This window comes from Exiguobacterium flavidum, assembly GCF_003344535.1.
Taxonomy (GTDB): domain Bacteria; phylum Bacillota; class Bacilli; order Exiguobacteriales; family Exiguobacteriaceae; genus Exiguobacterium_A; species Exiguobacterium_A flavidum.
The window spans coordinates 96,399-111,122 of record NZ_QPKS01000010.1; the positions used below are offsets into that span (position 1 = coordinate 96,399).

Sequence of the window (14,724 nt, forward strand, 5' to 3'; positions counted from 1 at the left end):
GTGTGCCCTGAATGTAAGAGGAAAGCAAAAATGAGGAGCGAGGCTTCTAGGAGGAAATCATGATGTGCCTGCACCCGAGTTCTAATATTAGCGGGGTGTTCGGGCAAGTTCAACCCGAAATTCGAGAATGGGAAATAAAAGAATGTTCACGCATTTTAACGTTTGGTGAATGAATGGTTCATTAACTGAACAGTGTCGGTGGAGAAGTGGCTCTGCGCTTAAGGTCAGACCTATTTTCTGAAAAGTGTCGAAAATGTGACGTAAATGTGAAATCAAGCTGTGAATATTTCAATATCAAGACGAATGACGTCACACTATTCCAGTCCATTCCCCTTTTGTATAAAATTGAGGAAGACCCGAAAGACGGGTAGGCAAAAGGAGGAAACGACATGAAGAAATGGTTGATCGGAGGAATGGCTGCAGCTGCAGTCTTCACTCTTGAATATACGCCGGCAGAAAAGGTGGAGGCGAGCTACCCGAAGGAGAGCGGTTCGCTCATCGTAAGCTACGCGAGCGAATATCCGGGCTATCGGTGGCATGTGCGCAAATCGGGGACGGAGGAGTATGTTTCGCTCTCGAAGGACGGAATCAGCTACGGCAAGTACCGTTCGAAAAATGGCATCACGACGCAGGGAGCCGTCCTCAACAAGGATACGGAAACGACGCTTGCGAACAAGGGCTGGAAGAAGGTCACTTCTTATAAGAAGGGAAACGTCTATTACCGCTTGAATCTCGACAATGCTGCCGTCTATGAGAAGGGATCGAACTACGTGACGTACTTCTTCGACCAGCATGACGGCGACAAGGTCAAGGCGACGCTCGCGATTCCGAAGACGGTCGAGGCGGCGAAGAGCGGGTATTATGGAAAGGCGTCAAGCGGGCTCCGTTATGCAGACGAAAAGCTGATGCTCCGTCTGATGAACTGGGAGCGGGCCGATTATAAGAAGGGGAAGCTCGGAAGCTATACGAAGCTGAATCCGGTCACGCGTGCGCACAGCGCGGACATGGCGAAGAACAACTACTTCAGCCACACGAACCTGAAGGGGCAGGACCCGTTCGATCGGATGAAGGCGGCTGGAATCACCTTCTCGAGAGCCGGCGAGAACCTCTCGATGGGGTATGTCAACGTCTTCTCCGCACACTGGGGCCTGATGAACTCGAAAGGACACCGGGTGAACATCCTGAACGGTGCCTTCACGCAGGCTGACACTGGCGTCGCCTTCCGCGGCGACACGCCGTACTACACGGTCAATTTCCGGACACCGTGACGAGAACGGCATGAAAAAAGCATCGACGTCGACCCTGGTGATGGGTGGAAACGTCGATGCTTTTTTGTTCAGTGCGGATAGAAGAGCTGCCACGTGATGCCGAAGCGATCGATGACGGTCGCATGTGTCGCGTTCCAGAACTGGTCCTGGAGCGGCATGACGATTTGACCGCCTTCGCTGAGGGCGTGGAAGAGGCGTTCGACTTCCTCTTTCGCCTCGCATTGCATCGTCACGAGGACGGGTACGAAAGCATCGTCCCGTTTCACTTGAAGCGAATCCGATAGGTAGATCAGCTGACCGTCGATCTCGAGGCTCGCCCGCAAGATATGCGAGGGGTTGCCCGGGACCTTTCCGTCGGCATAGGTCTGGCGTTCGATCAAGCGGCAGTTAGGGAACAGGCTCTGATAGAGCGAGAGCGCTTCAGATGCGTTTCCCTTATACATCAAAAACGGGATGAATGTTTTCATATTGTCTCCTATTTTGTGGTCCATAGTGGACGGATGAGACTAGTCTACCATACTGATTGCGACAGGCATAACTTTGAATGTCAGTTTCGTTCCGGTTTGCTGAATCCTTCGAACGATGCGTCGATCACCTTGTCGAACTGGTCCGATTCGACGGCCGCCTTCAAATCCTTCGCGAGAGCCTTGTCCGCATCCGCCGTCTTGATCGCGACGAGGTTACGGTACTGCTCGTCCATCTTCTCGAGCACGAGCGCGTCTAGCAGATCGAACTTTGCCGCGAGCGCGAAGTTGCCCGGTACGGCGGAAACGTCGACGCTGTCGACCGCGCGCGGAAGCTGTGCGGCTTCGAGCGGTTTGATGACGATGCCTTTCGGATTTTCGACGATGTCCTTCTCTGACACGGTCAGCGGATCGGCATCGTCTTTCAAATCGATCCATCCGGCATCCTCGAGGATGTGCAGCGCGCGCGCCTGGTTCGTCGGATCGTTCGGTGTCGCGACCTCGGCGCCCTTCGGTACGTCGTCGAGCGTCTTGTACTTGGAACTGTAGAGACCCATCGGAGCGGTTGGGACCGTGACGAGGCCGGTCAAGTCGAGCTTCTTCTCGTCAGCGAACGTCTTCAGATAGATCGAATGCTGGAACAGGTTGGCATCGATGTCGCCGTTCGCGAGCGCGATGTTCGGCTGGATGTAGTCGCTGAACTCGACGATTTCGACTTCATACCCCTTCTTCTCGAGCTGCGGCTGGATGGCCTTCTTCACCATGTCGCTGTAAGGTCCGCTCGTCGCTCCGATCTTGATTGCCTTATCGTTCTTTTCAGCACCCGAGTCGCCGCAGCCGGCAAGAGCGGCTCCAAGTAGTCCAGTAGCTAGAAGTGCGTATCGTTTTTTCAAAGTGATCTCTCCCTTTTTCTCTATGTTTTTTTAGCGTTTGTCTGCAATGCGGGCGAAGCGGTTCCCCGTCGCCTGGATGAGCTGGACGATGACGATCAGGACGACGATCGTCGTCAACATGATGACATTGTCGTACCGGTAGTAACCGAAGCGGATGGCGAGGTCACCGACGCCTCCGCCTCCGACGATCCCGGCCATCGCCGAGAAGCCGATCAGGCTGATCAGTGTCAGTGTGACGCCTTGGATGATACCAGGAAGCGCCTCCGGAAGAAGTACGCTTACGATGATGCGCAGCGGACGAGCGCCGCATGCCTCGGCCGCCTCGATCAGACCGGGCGGTACTTCACGGAGCGACGTCTCGACGAGCCGTGCGAGGAACGGGATGGCTGCGACCGTCAGGCTGACGGCAGCGGCGCCTGGACCGATCGTCGTCCGGACGAGCAGGTTCGTCAACGGGATGAGCGCGACGAGCAGAATGATGAACGGAAGCGAGCGGACGATGTTGACGACGAAGTCGAGCACGGAGCGGAGCGTCCGGTTCTCGAAGAACAGTCCCTTGTCCGTGACGAACAGCAGTACGCCGAGCGGGATGCCGAACAGGATGGCGAGCGAGAGCGAGATGCCGACCATCAGGCCGGTCTCGCCGAGCGCCTTTGCGAGTTCAGGCAGGATATCGATGATGCGATCAAGCCACATAGTCGATCACCTCCAGCGCGTGCAATTGCTGATCGAGCCATTCGATCGCTGCATCGACCTTGAGCGCCGTCCCGGTCAGGCTGACGATCAGGACGCCGAACGCCTGGTCCTGGATGTAGTCGACCTTGCCGTGCAGGATGCTGACGTTGATGTCGAACTGCTTGATCGCGGACGAGAGCGTGCTCTCACCTGTCTTGTCGCCGGTGAACTGAAGACGGATGACTTTTCCTGGCACCCGTTTGAGGATTTCGTCCGGCAGTTCGATCTGGAGCGCCATGTCGACGTAGCGGCGCGACACGGGATGCCTCGGCTCCGAGAAGAGCGAGAAGGTCGGTCCGGTCTCGACGATCCGCCCAGCGTCCATCACGGCGACACGGTCACAGATCTGCTTGACGACCTCGATCTCGTGCGTGATCAGGACGATCGTCAATCCGAGCCGCTTGTTCAAGTCCTTCAGCAGCGAGAGGATCTGCTGCGTCGTCACGGGATCGAGAGCGGACGTCGCCTCGTCGCAAAGGAGGACGCGCGGGTCGTTCGCGAGCGCCCGGGCGATCCCGACGCGCTGCTTCTGTCCGCCGCTCAGCTGGCTCGGATAGCTGTCCGCGTGTCCGATCAAGCCGACGAGATCGATCAGCTCATTGATTCGGGCGGCGAACTTCGTCTTTTTGACGCCGGCCGCCTTCAGGGCGAAGGCGATGTTCTCCGCGACGGTCCGGGACTGGATCAGCTGGAAGTGCTGGAAGATCATCCCGATGTCAAGCCGCAGATGGCGGAGCTCCTGCTTCGACAGACCGTCGAGGGCAAGGTTCCCGACGGCGACGCTGCCTGCCGTCGGACGTTCGAGCCCGTTGATCAGGCGGAGCAGCGTACTCTTCCCAGCCCCGGATGCCCCGATGATGCCGAAGATCTCGCCCTGATGAATCGTCAAATCGATGTCTTTCAGGGCATCGACGGAATGTGTGCCTTTCGTGTATTGCTTCGTGATGTTCTTGAATGTGATCACGCTTGTTCGACCCCCTCTACAAAAAATAAACAAAAAAAGCCGCTTCCTTCTGATCGAGAGCAACCAGAAAAAAGCGACGAAAGGACATCTTCGTAACTTATCTCTCAGAACGCAGGCGTTCTGTAGGATGTGGCACCTTCCCAAAATGGGGGTTGCCGGACGTCTTAGGGCCTATTCCCTCGGTCTCTCTCGATAAGTGGTGTATGCTGTTGAAAATTACTTTACGGAAATCATTTCCTGTTGTCAAACCTTTTTTCAGAATTTAATGACATCTGCCGGCGTGAACAGGCCGAGCACCTTGATCCGGTTGATCGCCTCGGCGAGACGCGATGCGTCCGCGATCAGGCTGAGACGGACGTATCCTTCCCCGTATTCTCCGAAGAAATGTCCCGGTGTGACCGCGACGTGCGCCTCGTGGAGCAATTTGTCTGCGAACTGCTGCGACGTGTAGCCGGGCGCGACAGGCAGCCAGACGAAGAACGATCCGCCGGAGAGCGGGGCATCCCAGCCGATCTCCTCGAGCTTCGCGAACAGCACGTCGCGCCGTGCCTGATAGAGGTCGCTCAAGTTCGTCACGCAGTCCTGGGACGAGAGGAGCGCGGCCTCCGCTGCGAGTTGGACCGGTGTGAAGGCACTGACATAGAGATGGTCCTGATACGTCTCGATCGCCGAGATGACGGACGCGTTGCCGACGGCGAACGCGATGCGGAAGCCGGACATGTTGAAGCGCTTCGAGAGGGAGAACAGTTCGATCCCGGTCTCCTTCGCGCCCGGTGTCTCGAGGAAGCTCCGGGTCGGCCCGTCGAACGTGATGCCGCCGTAAGCGAGGTCATGCACGACGCAAATGTCGTTCGCGTCAGCGAAGGCGACGGTCGCTTCGAACGCCTCTGCTGTCGCCGTCGCGCCGATCGGATTGCTCGGGTAGTTGAGGAAGAGCATCCGGCTGTTCGCGACGTCATGCGGGTCGAGCAGCGAGTAGTCCGGCAGGAAGGCATTCTCTTCGAGGAGCGGCAGCGGGACCGCCTTGGCTCCGGCGAGAGCCGCGCCTGACAGGTAGTCCGGATAACCCGGGTCCGGTACGATGACCGACTCGCCCGGATTGACGATCGTCTGCGGGAGGGCGACGATCCCGGCCTTGCTCCCGAGCAGGATCGCGACTTCCGTTGACGCGTCGATCTCGACGCCGAACTCGCGCAGGTAGAAGGCGGCGACGGCCTCCTTCAGGAAGTCATGACCGCGAAACGGCGGGTACTGCAGGTTCGAGGAGACGCTGATCGCCTCCTTGAGCGCATCGAGGATATGAGGCGGAGTCGGCTGGTCAGGTGTCCCCTGTCCGAGCAGGATGACATCGTGTCCTTCGCTCCGGACAGCGGCGATCCGGTTCGCCTGCGTTGCGAAGACTTGGTCGGGCAGGCGCGCGATGGCGCGCGATGGTGTGAACTGTTTCATGGTCGATTCCCCCTGTTTTTTCTGTTTAGGGAAAAGAATAGCTGATTTCAAAAACAAAGAAAAGAATTTTCTGAAAAATATCACGAAAACGGGAAGTTGTAACGGAGGGGGAAGCCAACATTTGGTAGACTTAAGGAAACGGATCAGGAGGTGTGTCGATGGAAGTGGCATGGTGGAAGGAAGCGGTCGTCTATCAAGTGTACTGGCGGAGTTTTTTCGATACGGACGGAGATGGGTATGGAGACCTCCGGGGGGTGACGCAAAAGCTCGATTATATCGCGTCTCTCGGTGTCGATGTCATCTGGCTGAACCCGTGCTATGCCTCACCTGACGTCGACAACGGCTATGACATCTCGGACTACCGGGCAGTCATGCCGAAGGCGGGGACGATGGAGGATCTCGAGCAGCTGTTCCGCGAGGCGCAGGCGAGAGGCCTGAAGGTCATCATGGACCTCGTCGTCAATCATACGAGTGACCGGCACGCCTGGTTTGCGGATTCGAAAGCGAACGGCGCGAAGCGCGACTGGTACATCTGGCGGGACGGGAAAGAAGGGGGACCACCGACGAACTGGCGCTCCTACTTCGCCCCGAGCACATGGACGTGGTGCGAGGAACGAAAGCAGTACTACTTCCATTCGTTCGCGAAGGAACAACCGGATCTGAACTGGGAGAACCCCCAGGTCCGTGAAGCCATCTACGCGATGATGCGTTTCTGGGTCGACAAGGGGATCGACGGCTTCCGGATGGACGTCATCAACCTGATCAAGAAGCGGGAGTTCACCGATGTCGCTGACCCGTTCGAGATGTCGTATCTCGCGAATCAGCCGGGCATCCATGATTTCCTGCAGGAAATGAACCGGGAAGTCGGGCTCGATCGGTTGTTCACGGTCGGGGAGATTCCGTTCGTCGGGCCGGAGGACGGGTTGCTCTATGTCGGCGAGGACCGGGGGGAGCTTCATACGCTGTTCCACTTCGAGGTCGCTGACGACATGACGACGATGGATCTGCCGCGCTTCAAACAAATCCAGCAGCGCTGGTTCGATGCGCTCTATCCGAAGGGCGTCGCTTCCCAGTTCCTGAACAATCATGACCATACACGGCAAGTGACGCGGTTCGGAAGCGAGAAGTTCCGCGTCGAGAGCGCGAAGCTGCTCGGCTTGATGCTCCACACGCTTCCCGGGATCCCTTATATCTATCAGGGGGAGGAGATCGGGATGACCGGGATGCGGTTCGACCGGGCAGAGGATTATCCGGATGTCGCCTTCCGCAACCGTTACAAGGAGCGAATCGAGAACGGGGAGGCTCCCGAGATGGTCCTCTCCTCGATGCAGCTGCTCGCGCGCGACAACTCGCGCACGCCGGTCCAGTGGGATGCCTCGCGGAACGCTGGATTTTCGGCTGGACAACCGTGGATTCCCGTCAATCCGAACTATGAGGAGATCAACGTCGAGGCGGCGGAGGACGACGCGGACTCGGTCCTGCATTTCTATCGCAAGCTGACGGCGATGCGCAAGGAACATCCCGTCATGGTGTACGGTACTTACCGGGACCTTGCCCCGAATGATCCCTATCTGTACGTGTACGAGCGGACGCTCGACGATACGACGTGGCGCATCGTCCTCAATATCCGGGACGAGGAGACGGAATCCGTCCACTGCCCGGACGGTGAGTGCATGATCTCGAATTATCCGGATAGCTGTGCGACCATCCTGCAGCCTTATGAGGCGCGGCTGTACATGCTTTGACGAAAAGGAGACGGGTTCCAAGTTGGAATCCGTCTCCTTTTCGTCATGTATGTTTCGTCTCCGATCGCGGGTGGAGGAGCTGTTCGAAGCGTTCGACGGCTTCCTGCATCTCGTGCGTCGGTTGCTCGATCATCGGACCATGTCCCGTCGCGAGCAACTCGGGACCGAGTTCCGCGAGCTGGTGGGCGCTCGCGAGCGCCACTTCCTTGTCCCACGTCGCCATCGCAGGGAACGGGAAGGTGAGGCGGGTGTCACCGGACACGGCGAGGCCGCCTTGCGTCTGGAAGGCATCCCCCGCGATCAGCGTCCGGCTCCCTTCATGCCAAAGTGAGATCGATCCCGGTGTGTGGCCAGGAGAGGCGATCACGCTCAGGCTTCCGACCTGTTGACCGTTCTCGAGCAGGCGGTCGGGGCGCGACTTGATTCCTTTAGGCAGGCTGCCGGCGAGGGGCCTTGTCTCACCCGGCTGGAGCGTCTGGTCTCCTGCGAGGATCAAGGCGTCTCGCGAGCTGATCGAAAGCTCAGCGAGCGGGAACAGGCGCATCAATTTATCGAGCGAGCCGACATGGTCGAGATGGGCATGTGTCAGGATGATCGCCTTGAGCGGTTTCTCCTGCTGCTTGATATACCGGTGGAGACTCTTCGCATTGAAGGATAAGCCGGTATCGATCAGGGTCAGGCTGTCTGCTTCCTCGAACAGATAGCAGTTGACGGGGAAGAACGAAGGCGTCGTGCGTAGCTGGCGCAGGCGCCCGGAAGTCGTGATCCGCATGTTTAGGCTCCTCTCGAACATATTACTTTGAGTATCGCCTTTTTCGAAAGGCTCGTCCAGCTGGAGAAATGAGGGGAAGCAGAAAAAGAGAATACCGCGCTTGATGATTCAGGCACGGTATTCTCATCTCAAGATGAGCGATATCAAGGTGTAACGAGGAAGACCGCACCGGCATCCTTCGAGTCGTCCCCGTTCGCGGCGGTCGTGACGAGCAACCCGTCCTTGTAAGGGATTGGGCAGGTCGGATTCTCGACCGGAAAATCAACCTGACCGAGTTTCTCGCCTGTGTCGAGGTTCCAGTGCGTCAAGCGCGAGCCGGCGTAGTGGGCGACCCATGCATTGCCGTCCTTGTCCTGCGTCATCCCGTCCGGAAAACCGTCCTCACCTTCGAGGTCGACCGCGATCCGTCCTTCGCCGAGCGGGCCGGACGGGTCGTACGGATACGCCATGATGCGCTTCGTCGGCGTGTCGATATGGTAAAGCGTCTTGCCGTCCGCTGACCAGACGAGTCCGTTCGAGTTCGTCAAACCCTCGAGCAGCACGTCGACCGTGCCGTCATTGCGCAAGCGGAAGAGAGATGCCGTCTCCTGACGTCCGCCATCCGCCTCGTTGATGCTGCCGGCGACATACTGACCGGACGGATCGAGCTTCCCGTCATTCATCCGGTCAGTGGCCGGTAGATCGAGCTGCTTCTCGAGCGACAATTGTCCAGTCTGGACGTCGAACGTACCGAATCCGTGGGCCGACGTGACGCGCAGGGCGTCAGGAGAGCCTGTCAGCGCGATCGACGTGACGGCGCTCGGCAGCTGATGCGGCTTCAGCATCTCTTTTTCCAGATCATATACGAACAAAATCTTGTTCGGGATATCGACGAAATAGAAACGCTCCGTCTTCTCATCGTACACAGGCGACTCACCTGTCTTGCAGGCTGTCGCGATAAAACGTTCTACCATGATCATTTCCTCCTTGGCCGGTCCGCCCGGAGGACGGCCGGATTTCACTCTTTACCGTGGACGACCTCGAGATGCAGCTGGATTTTGATGTCGCTGCCGACAAGAACTCCGCCTGTCTCGAGCGCCACGTTCCACGTCAAGTTATAGTCTTCCCGTTTAATCTTCCCTTCAACCTCAAAACCGGAGCGCGTGTTTCCCCAAGGATCGGATCCGCTGCCCTCGTACTCGACCTTGAACGTCTCCTCGCGTGTCACGTCACGGATCGTCAAATCGCCCGTCACCTCATATTCGTCGTCTGACAGCTTGCGGAAGGACTTCGTCTTGAACGTGATCTCCGGATACTTCTCGGCGTCGAAGAAGTCGGCTGATTTCAAGTGGGCATCGCGGTCGGCACTTCGCGTGTCGATCGAGGCGACAGGGATGTGGACAGTGACGGACGCCTGCTCGAGCGCATCCGGGTCCCCGTTCAAATCGAAACGGAACTCGCGGAACTCGCCGCGCACCTTGGCGATCATCATATGTTTGACAGAAAAGTGGATCGAGCTGTGGTCCTGGTCGATTTGATAGTTCGGCATCATCGGTTCCTCCTTGGAGTGTCAAAGATAGGTTTCTCACTCCTTCTACCCGTAATATCTTGAATTCAAAACATATTAAAAATAAAATACATTGTAAAAAGTTTGTCAGAAAATGATAATTAGAGGGAGGTGATGGAAAATGGTAAAGAAAAACAAATGGGTGGTACCGTTCGCCGTGATGGCACTCGCGGTCAGCCCGACCGTTTCTGCGGAACAACCGGCACGAGGCGTCACATATGAAGTCGAGGACGTGACAGGACCAAAACGTGTCCAGTCCGTGACCGTCTCGGCGGGAACAGGGCGCTGGGTCACGACGAAGGCACGGGATAAGGTGCTCGCGACGGAGACGATCCCATCGCAGGCGAAGCGCTACGTCGACAAGGGGCACCGTGTCGTCGCTGCGATCAACGGGGACATGTACCGTGTCGCAACCGGGTTGCCGATCGGCCTGCAGATCCAGGAAAACCGGGCTCTCGTCAGTCATACCGTCAAGGAATCGGCACTCAAGTTCCCCTCCTTCACGGTTGGGGGAAGCGGGCGGCCGGAAATCGGGAGCTATGCGATGATCGGGACGTTCTCAGGGGACGGCAATCCGCTGATGATCCATTCGCTCAACCGGAACGAGAGCCTGAACAACCGGATCGCTCTGTTCACGCGCGCTCATAACGCGTCGGGACGATTGGCGATCCTCGATCCGGAGAAGTCGTTCATCGATAACGGGGCACTGGTCGTGCTCGAAGCGGATGCGCCCGTCGAGCTGCCGCTCGGCGGAACGGTCGAGGCGAAGGTCAAGGCCGTCTATCCGTCCTATGAAAGTGGGATCGAGATACCGCAGAACGGCGTCGTCCTCGCAGCTTTCGGGACGGTGCGGGAGCGGCTTCTGTTTGCTGCGCTCGAAGGGGAGGAGGTGTCGTTCCGCTTCGACTTGCGCGACATGACGACGCTCGCCCTCCGAAACGATGTGAAAGAGGCGATCTCTTCCTATAACTGGCTCGTCAGGGAGGGACAGGCGCAGACGCTCGCGCAACTTTCGGAACAGCATGACAAGTATGTCATGACCGCTCTTAAAGCTCGGACGGCAATCGGACTGAAGGCGGACGGGACGGTCAAAATCCTATCCGTCGACCAGGGGAAGAGCTTTTCTAGAGGGATGACGATGATGGAACTCGCTAATCGTATTCGAGATGAAGGAGTAGTAGACGCCATCGCTCTGGACGGAGGGGGATCGACGGAACTGATGGTGCGCCGGGAAGGCGTGCTCGGTCTCGCGACCGTCAACTATCCGGCAGACGGGCGCAGCCGTTCCGTCACGAACGGTCTGCTCCTGACGTCGACCGCCCGCCCGACGGGAATCGCCGAACGCATACAAGTGAGCGGGACGGAGACGATGTATATCGGTGAGAAACGGACGCTCGGGGTCAAACTCGTTGATACGGCAGGTGAGCCGATCGACCCGAGAACGAAGACGTTCCGGCTGAGCAACTCAGGGACTGCGTCAGGGCTGACGCTTGCGGCTCCGCTCAAGCCCGGGACGTGGCGCGGGACGCTTGCGGTCGACAGCGCGAGAAAGACAGTGACGATCCCGGTGACGGACCGTTTAACGTCTCTTTCGGTCAATGCCGGACAAACCCTCCTGTTGAAGCGGGGAGAAAAGCGAAAACTGACATTGTCTGCGAAGGTCGGGACGCGGACGGTCACCGTCCCGGGCAGTGCGGTCAGCTGGACGGCCGGAAGCGGGCTGACGGTGAAGGACGGACTCGTGACCGCAGTGAAGTCGAGCGGGACGTCGAAGGTGACGGTCAGCGCAGGCGGCAAGACGGCCGAGTTGCCGGTCCTGATCGGAAAGACGAATGAGGTGATCGACAGCTTCGAGAAAGGGAAGTACAGCGCAGTCTCACCTTACGTCTCAAGTTATCGCGTCGAATTGTCGGACAAGGTCAAGAAGAGCGGCATGAAGAGCATGGCCTTCATCTACTCCTATTCAGGGTGGAAGTCGGCCAACGGAGCGATGTATATCAAGTCGCCCGGCTGGGTCATCAAGTACCCGGCCCGTTCCATCTCGCTCGATGTGTACGGCGACAAGAAGGCGCCTTGGTTGCGTACGGTCGTCCGCGACGCGGCAGGGAAGGCGCACACCGTAGACCTCGCGCGCCGCGTCGATTGGAGCGGCTGGCGGACGGTCAGCGGAAAGCTCGATCCGGCATGGAAGGCGCCGCTTCGCGTCGAGTCGGTCTACTTCGTCGAGACGGACGCCAAAAAACGCGGGAAGTCGGGCGAGAGCCGTGTCTATCTCGACCGCTTGAGCGTACAGTACTGAAAAGCAGAATGACGCCAAAAGGGGATGTGCCGCGGCACATCCCCTCTTCGTATATCGTTCAGCGACTCTTGACGAGCAGGTTGACGGCTTCCTTCACCATCTCTTCCGTCTGGTTGTCCCCGTTCTCCTCGGATTCACGCACGCATGAGATGAGGTTCGAGCTGACGACGACACCGATCGTACGGTCGATCGCGGACCGGGCAGCCGACAGCTGGGTGATGACGTCGCGGCAATCCTGTCCTTCTTCCATCATACGTAAAATTCCCCGCAACTGCCCTTCGATGCGGCTGACGCGGTTCTTCATTTTCTGATCATAATCCATGATGTTCCTCCGTTCGTTCGAGAGCGACAATATCTTTATACTTATGCTATGCCCACTTGGGTATGATGTCAATCCTGCCGACTCGGCCGGAAAAAGGGGAACGAATTGTGGCAATGTGATGTTTTTTTATCGAAATACTGAAAAAAAGGCGATAATGGCCGATAGATGAATGAATTCCTTGAATCTGAAATGAGGCAATCATATGGAACACTGGATCGTCCTAACAAAATATTATGAGCCGAAACTCGTGCTCTTGTCCATTATCGTCGCCATCATCGGATCCTACGCCTCGCTCGAATTGAACCGCAGGCTGGCACAGACGGTCGGTATGCGTAAGCGCGCCCTGCTCGTCTCGTCACTGACCATGGGAATCGCGATCTGGGGTATGCATTTCCTCGGAATGGGCGCATTCCGCCTGCCGGTCATGATCCATTATGACTGGACGCTGATGCTGCTGTCGCTCCTGCCGGCCATCGTCGCGGCATGGATCGCCTTCTACGTCCTGCACCATTCGGAACGGAACCGCCTGAAGATCGCATTTGCCGGGACGCTGATGGGAAGCGGGATCGCGCTCATGCATTACATGGGGATGAGCGCGATGGATTTCGGGGGCGAGATCCGTTACGACAGGACATACTTTGCGCTGTCGGTCCTGATCGCCGTAAGCGTCTCCTATGTCGCGCTCATGCTGTTCCATATTCTGCGGAACGTCCGGCGAAAGGTCGTCCTCATGCCGGTCGCCGGCCTGATGGGCCTGTCGATCTCCCTGATGCACTATACGGGGATGTACGGCTCCTTCTTCTGCATTCCTGACGAAGCGGCGGCCCGGATCGGCGACGGTCCGGTCGTCTCGAACATCCTCGGGAACGTCGCGGTCCCTGCCTTCTTGACGTTTCTCGTCATCACCGTGCTCTACGTGCGGTTCGAACGCCGGGCGCTGCAGATCATGGCGTTCACCGATCATTTGACAGGTCTGCACAACCGGAGATGGCTCGATCACAACATGGAACGATACGACAGTACATACGCCCGGAGCGGCCATCAGCTCGACATGTATCTCGTCGACCTCGATGGATACAAATGGGTGAACGACGCGTTCGGATTCGATCAGGGAGACATCGTCGTCCAGGAGATGGCGAATCGTCTGAACGGAACGCTCGGCCTTCATGAGGCTTGCATCCGATACAACGGGACACAGTTCTTCCTGATCAAACGTATCGAACAGGACGCAAAACGTGAAGAAATCCTGAAGTCCCTCCTCGACGTCATCCGCAAGCCGATCTCTCTTGCCGGACAGGAAATCTACCTGACGGCGACGATCGGTGTCATCACCGCTTCAAAAAAAGAAGCGCTCGAGACACGGATCAGCCGACTCGAGAGCGCCCTCCGCGCAGGAAAGCTCGAAGGACGTGACCGCTACGTCATCTACGAAGAAGCGAAGCATTCGGAACAGCGCGAGCAGCAGATCGTCGGGTCGCTCCGGCGTGCGATGCGTGACTTCGCGGAGTTCCGTCTTCTCTACCAGCCGAAGGTGGCGCTTGCGACAGGGAAGGTCGAACAGGCTGAGGTGCTGATTCGCTGGAATCATCCGAAGCTCGGGTTCATCTCGCCTGCCGAGTTCATCCCGCTCGCGGAGAAGTACGGCTTGATCCACCGCTTGACCGAATGGGTGCTCGAACAGACAGCAGAGCAGCTCATCGCCTGGCGGAAGGAGAGCCACTTCATCCGGAACGTCGCGGTCAACCTGTCGGCGACCCACTTCCGTTCGGAATCGCACAACCTGATGATCCGGAACGTCATCGAGCGCTATCAAGGCGAGGAGGAGTCGCTCCACTTCCAGCTCGAGATCACGGAGACGTCCGTCATGGAGAATCTCGACCGGGCGCTCTTGATGCTTGGCGAGCTGAAACAGCTCAGCTTCAGCATCGCGCTCGACGACTTCGGGACAGGGCTGTCCTCTCTGACCCATCTGAAGCATCTGCCGATCGACACGCTCAAGATCGACAAATCGTTCATCGACGAGGTGCCGCATGACCAGCAGGGAAGTGCGATCACCGAATTGATCATCCAGCTTGCGAAGAACCTCGGGATCGAGGTCGTCGCAGAGGGGGTCGAGACACAGGAGCAGCATGACTTCCTGAAGAAGCTCGGCTGTGATTACGGGCAAGGCTACTTCTACAGCCGTCCCGTCAATGCGCACGACTTGAACCAACACTATATCGAACGACAGGCGTCCGGGGAGTGAAATCGTCCGGATGTTTGAAAGC

13 protein-coding genes, 1 pseudogene and 1 riboswitch are annotated in these 14,724 nt (G+C 57.8%); of the genes and pseudogenes, 4 read left to right on the top strand and 10 right to left on the bottom strand.

The features are described 5' to 3' along the window. Positions 1–389: 389 nt before the first annotated feature. Positions 390–1,268, top strand: a complete 879-nt coding sequence (locus DFG60_RS10670; protein ID WP_114571759.1) for a CAP domain-containing protein — start codon at positions 390–392, stop codon at positions 1,266–1,268. Between the two features lie 68 nt (positions 1,269–1,336). On the opposite strand, the gene DFG60_RS10675 is transcribed toward DFG60_RS10670, so the two are convergent. The 6 genes and pseudogenes from DFG60_RS10675 to DFG60_RS10695 all read right to left on the bottom strand — a co-directional run bounded on the left by DFG60_RS10675 (position 1,337) and on the right by DFG60_RS10695 (position 5,773). Further along, a complete protein-coding gene (locus DFG60_RS10675; protein ID WP_157964534.1) occupies positions 1,337–1,735 on the bottom strand; it encodes a VOC family protein in 399 nt (132 codons plus the stop codon). An 80-nt stretch (positions 1,736–1,815) separates the two neighbouring features. After that, on the bottom strand, positions 1,816–2,625 hold the full coding sequence (locus tag DFG60_RS10680; protein ID WP_114571761.1) for a MetQ/NlpA family ABC transporter substrate-binding protein: 810 nt from the start codon (positions 2,623–2,625) through the stop codon (positions 1,816–1,818). A gap of 30 nt (positions 2,626–2,655) precedes the next feature. Beyond that, the gene (locus tag DFG60_RS10685) at positions 2,656–3,321 is read right to left on the bottom strand and encodes a methionine ABC transporter permease (RefSeq protein ID WP_114571762.1); all 666 of its coding nucleotides are present in this window, start codon (positions 3,319–3,321) and stop codon (positions 2,656–2,658) included. Beyond that, positions 3,311–3,685 (bottom strand): NIL domain-containing protein, encoded by a 375-nt coding sequence (locus tag DFG60_RS13860; protein WP_408608665.1) that lies wholly within the window; start codon positions 3,683–3,685, stop codon positions 3,311–3,313. Before DFG60_RS13860 ends, DFG60_RS10685 begins: the two co-directional genes overlap by 11 nt. Positions 3,686–3,829: 144 nt before the next feature. Continuing rightward, positions 3,830–4,324, bottom strand: a pseudogene (locus DFG60_RS13865) (methionine ABC transporter ATP-binding protein); the annotation flags it as partial. A gap of 94 nt (positions 4,325–4,418) precedes the next feature. Further along, positions 4,419–4,523: riboswitch (SAM riboswitch) on the bottom strand. Positions 4,524–4,579: 56 nt separating this feature from the next. Continuing rightward, entirely contained in the window at positions 4,580–5,773 is a 1,194-nt protein-coding gene (locus DFG60_RS10695; protein WP_114571764.1) for an aminotransferase class I/II-fold pyridoxal phosphate-dependent enzyme, read from the bottom strand. 158 nt (positions 5,774–5,931) lie between these two features. Here DFG60_RS10695 and DFG60_RS10700 point away from each other — a divergent pair, with 158 nt between their 5' ends. Beyond that, the gene (locus tag DFG60_RS10700; RefSeq protein ID WP_114571765.1) at positions 5,932–7,518 is read left to right on the top strand and encodes a glycoside hydrolase family 13 protein; all 1,587 of its coding nucleotides are present in this window, start codon (positions 5,932–5,934) and stop codon (positions 7,516–7,518) included. 43 nt (positions 7,519–7,561) lie between these two features. Here DFG60_RS10700 and DFG60_RS10705 read toward each other — a convergent pair whose 3' ends face one another. The 3 genes from DFG60_RS10705 to DFG60_RS10715 form a co-directional block, all read right to left on the bottom strand. Next, positions 7,562–8,290 (bottom strand): MBL fold metallo-hydrolase, encoded by a 729-nt coding sequence (locus DFG60_RS10705; RefSeq protein ID WP_114571766.1) that lies wholly within the window; start codon positions 8,288–8,290, stop codon positions 7,562–7,564. Between the two features lie 143 nt (positions 8,291–8,433). Further along, positions 8,434–9,243 carry an SMP-30/gluconolactonase/LRE family protein gene (locus DFG60_RS10710; protein ID WP_114571767.1) on the bottom strand — a complete coding sequence of 270 codons (810 nt, stop codon included), beginning with the start codon at positions 9,241–9,243 and terminating at the stop codon, positions 8,434–8,436. Between the two features lie 44 nt (positions 9,244–9,287). Continuing rightward, positions 9,288–9,818, bottom strand: coding sequence for a YceI family protein (locus tag DFG60_RS10715; RefSeq protein ID WP_114571768.1), 531 nt, complete (start codon positions 9,816–9,818; stop codon positions 9,288–9,290). A gap of 139 nt (positions 9,819–9,957) precedes the next feature. On the opposite strand from DFG60_RS10715, the gene DFG60_RS10720 reads away from it, so the two are divergent. Beyond that, on the top strand, positions 9,958–12,135 hold the full coding sequence (locus DFG60_RS10720) for a phosphodiester glycosidase family protein (RefSeq protein ID WP_114571769.1): 2,178 nt from the start codon (positions 9,958–9,960) through the stop codon (positions 12,133–12,135). A 58-nt stretch (positions 12,136–12,193) separates the two neighbouring features. On the opposite strand, the gene DFG60_RS10725 is transcribed toward DFG60_RS10720, so the two are convergent. Next, positions 12,194–12,457 (bottom strand): metal-sensitive transcriptional regulator, encoded by a 264-nt coding sequence (locus DFG60_RS10725; RefSeq protein ID WP_114571770.1) that lies wholly within the window; start codon positions 12,455–12,457, stop codon positions 12,194–12,196. 202 nt (positions 12,458–12,659) lie between these two features. On the opposite strand from DFG60_RS10725, the gene DFG60_RS10730 reads away from it, so the two are divergent. Further along, entirely contained in the window at positions 12,660–14,702 is a 2,043-nt protein-coding gene (locus DFG60_RS10730) for a putative bifunctional diguanylate cyclase/phosphodiesterase (RefSeq protein ID WP_114571771.1), read from the top strand. The last annotated feature ends 22 nt before the right edge of the window (positions 14,703–14,724 follow it).

Coding starts and splice junctions, on each gene's coding strand:
- DFG60_RS10670 (WP_114571759.1), top strand. CDS start 390: ATGAAGAAATGGTTGATCGGAGGAATGGCTGCAGCTGCAGTCTTCACT.
- DFG60_RS10675 (WP_157964534.1), bottom strand. CDS start 1,735: ATGAAAACATTCATCCCGTTTTTGATGTATAAGGGAAACGCATCTGAA.
- DFG60_RS10685 (WP_114571762.1), bottom strand. CDS start 3,321: ATGTGGCTTGATCGCATCATCGATATCCTGCCTGAACTCGCAAAGGCG.
- DFG60_RS13860 (WP_408608665.1), bottom strand. CDS start 3,685: ATGGACGCTGGGCGGATCGTCGAGACCGGACCGACCTTCTCGCTCTTC.
- DFG60_RS10695 (WP_114571764.1), bottom strand. CDS start 5,773: ATGAAACAGTTCACACCATCGCGCGCCATCGCGCGCCTGCCCGACCAA.
- DFG60_RS10700 (WP_114571765.1), top strand. CDS start 5,932: ATGGAAGTGGCATGGTGGAAGGAAGCGGTCGTCTATCAAGTGTACTGG.
- DFG60_RS10705 (WP_114571766.1), bottom strand. CDS start 8,290: ATGCGGATCACGACTTCCGGGCGCCTGCGCCAGCTACGCACGACGCCT.
- DFG60_RS10710 (WP_114571767.1), bottom strand. CDS start 9,243: ATGGTAGAACGTTTTATCGCGACAGCCTGCAAGACAGGTGAGTCGCCT.
- DFG60_RS10715 (WP_114571768.1), bottom strand. CDS start 9,818: ATGCCGAACTATCAAATCGACCAGGACCACAGCTCGATCCACTTTTCT.
- DFG60_RS10720 (WP_114571769.1), top strand. CDS start 9,958: ATGGTAAAGAAAAACAAATGGGTGGTACCGTTCGCCGTGATGGCACTC.
- DFG60_RS10725 (WP_114571770.1), bottom strand. CDS start 12,457: ATGGATTATGATCAGAAAATGAAGAACCGCGTCAGCCGCATCGAAGGG.
- DFG60_RS10730 (WP_114571771.1), top strand. CDS start 12,660: ATGGAACACTGGATCGTCCTAACAAAATATTATGAGCCGAAACTCGTG.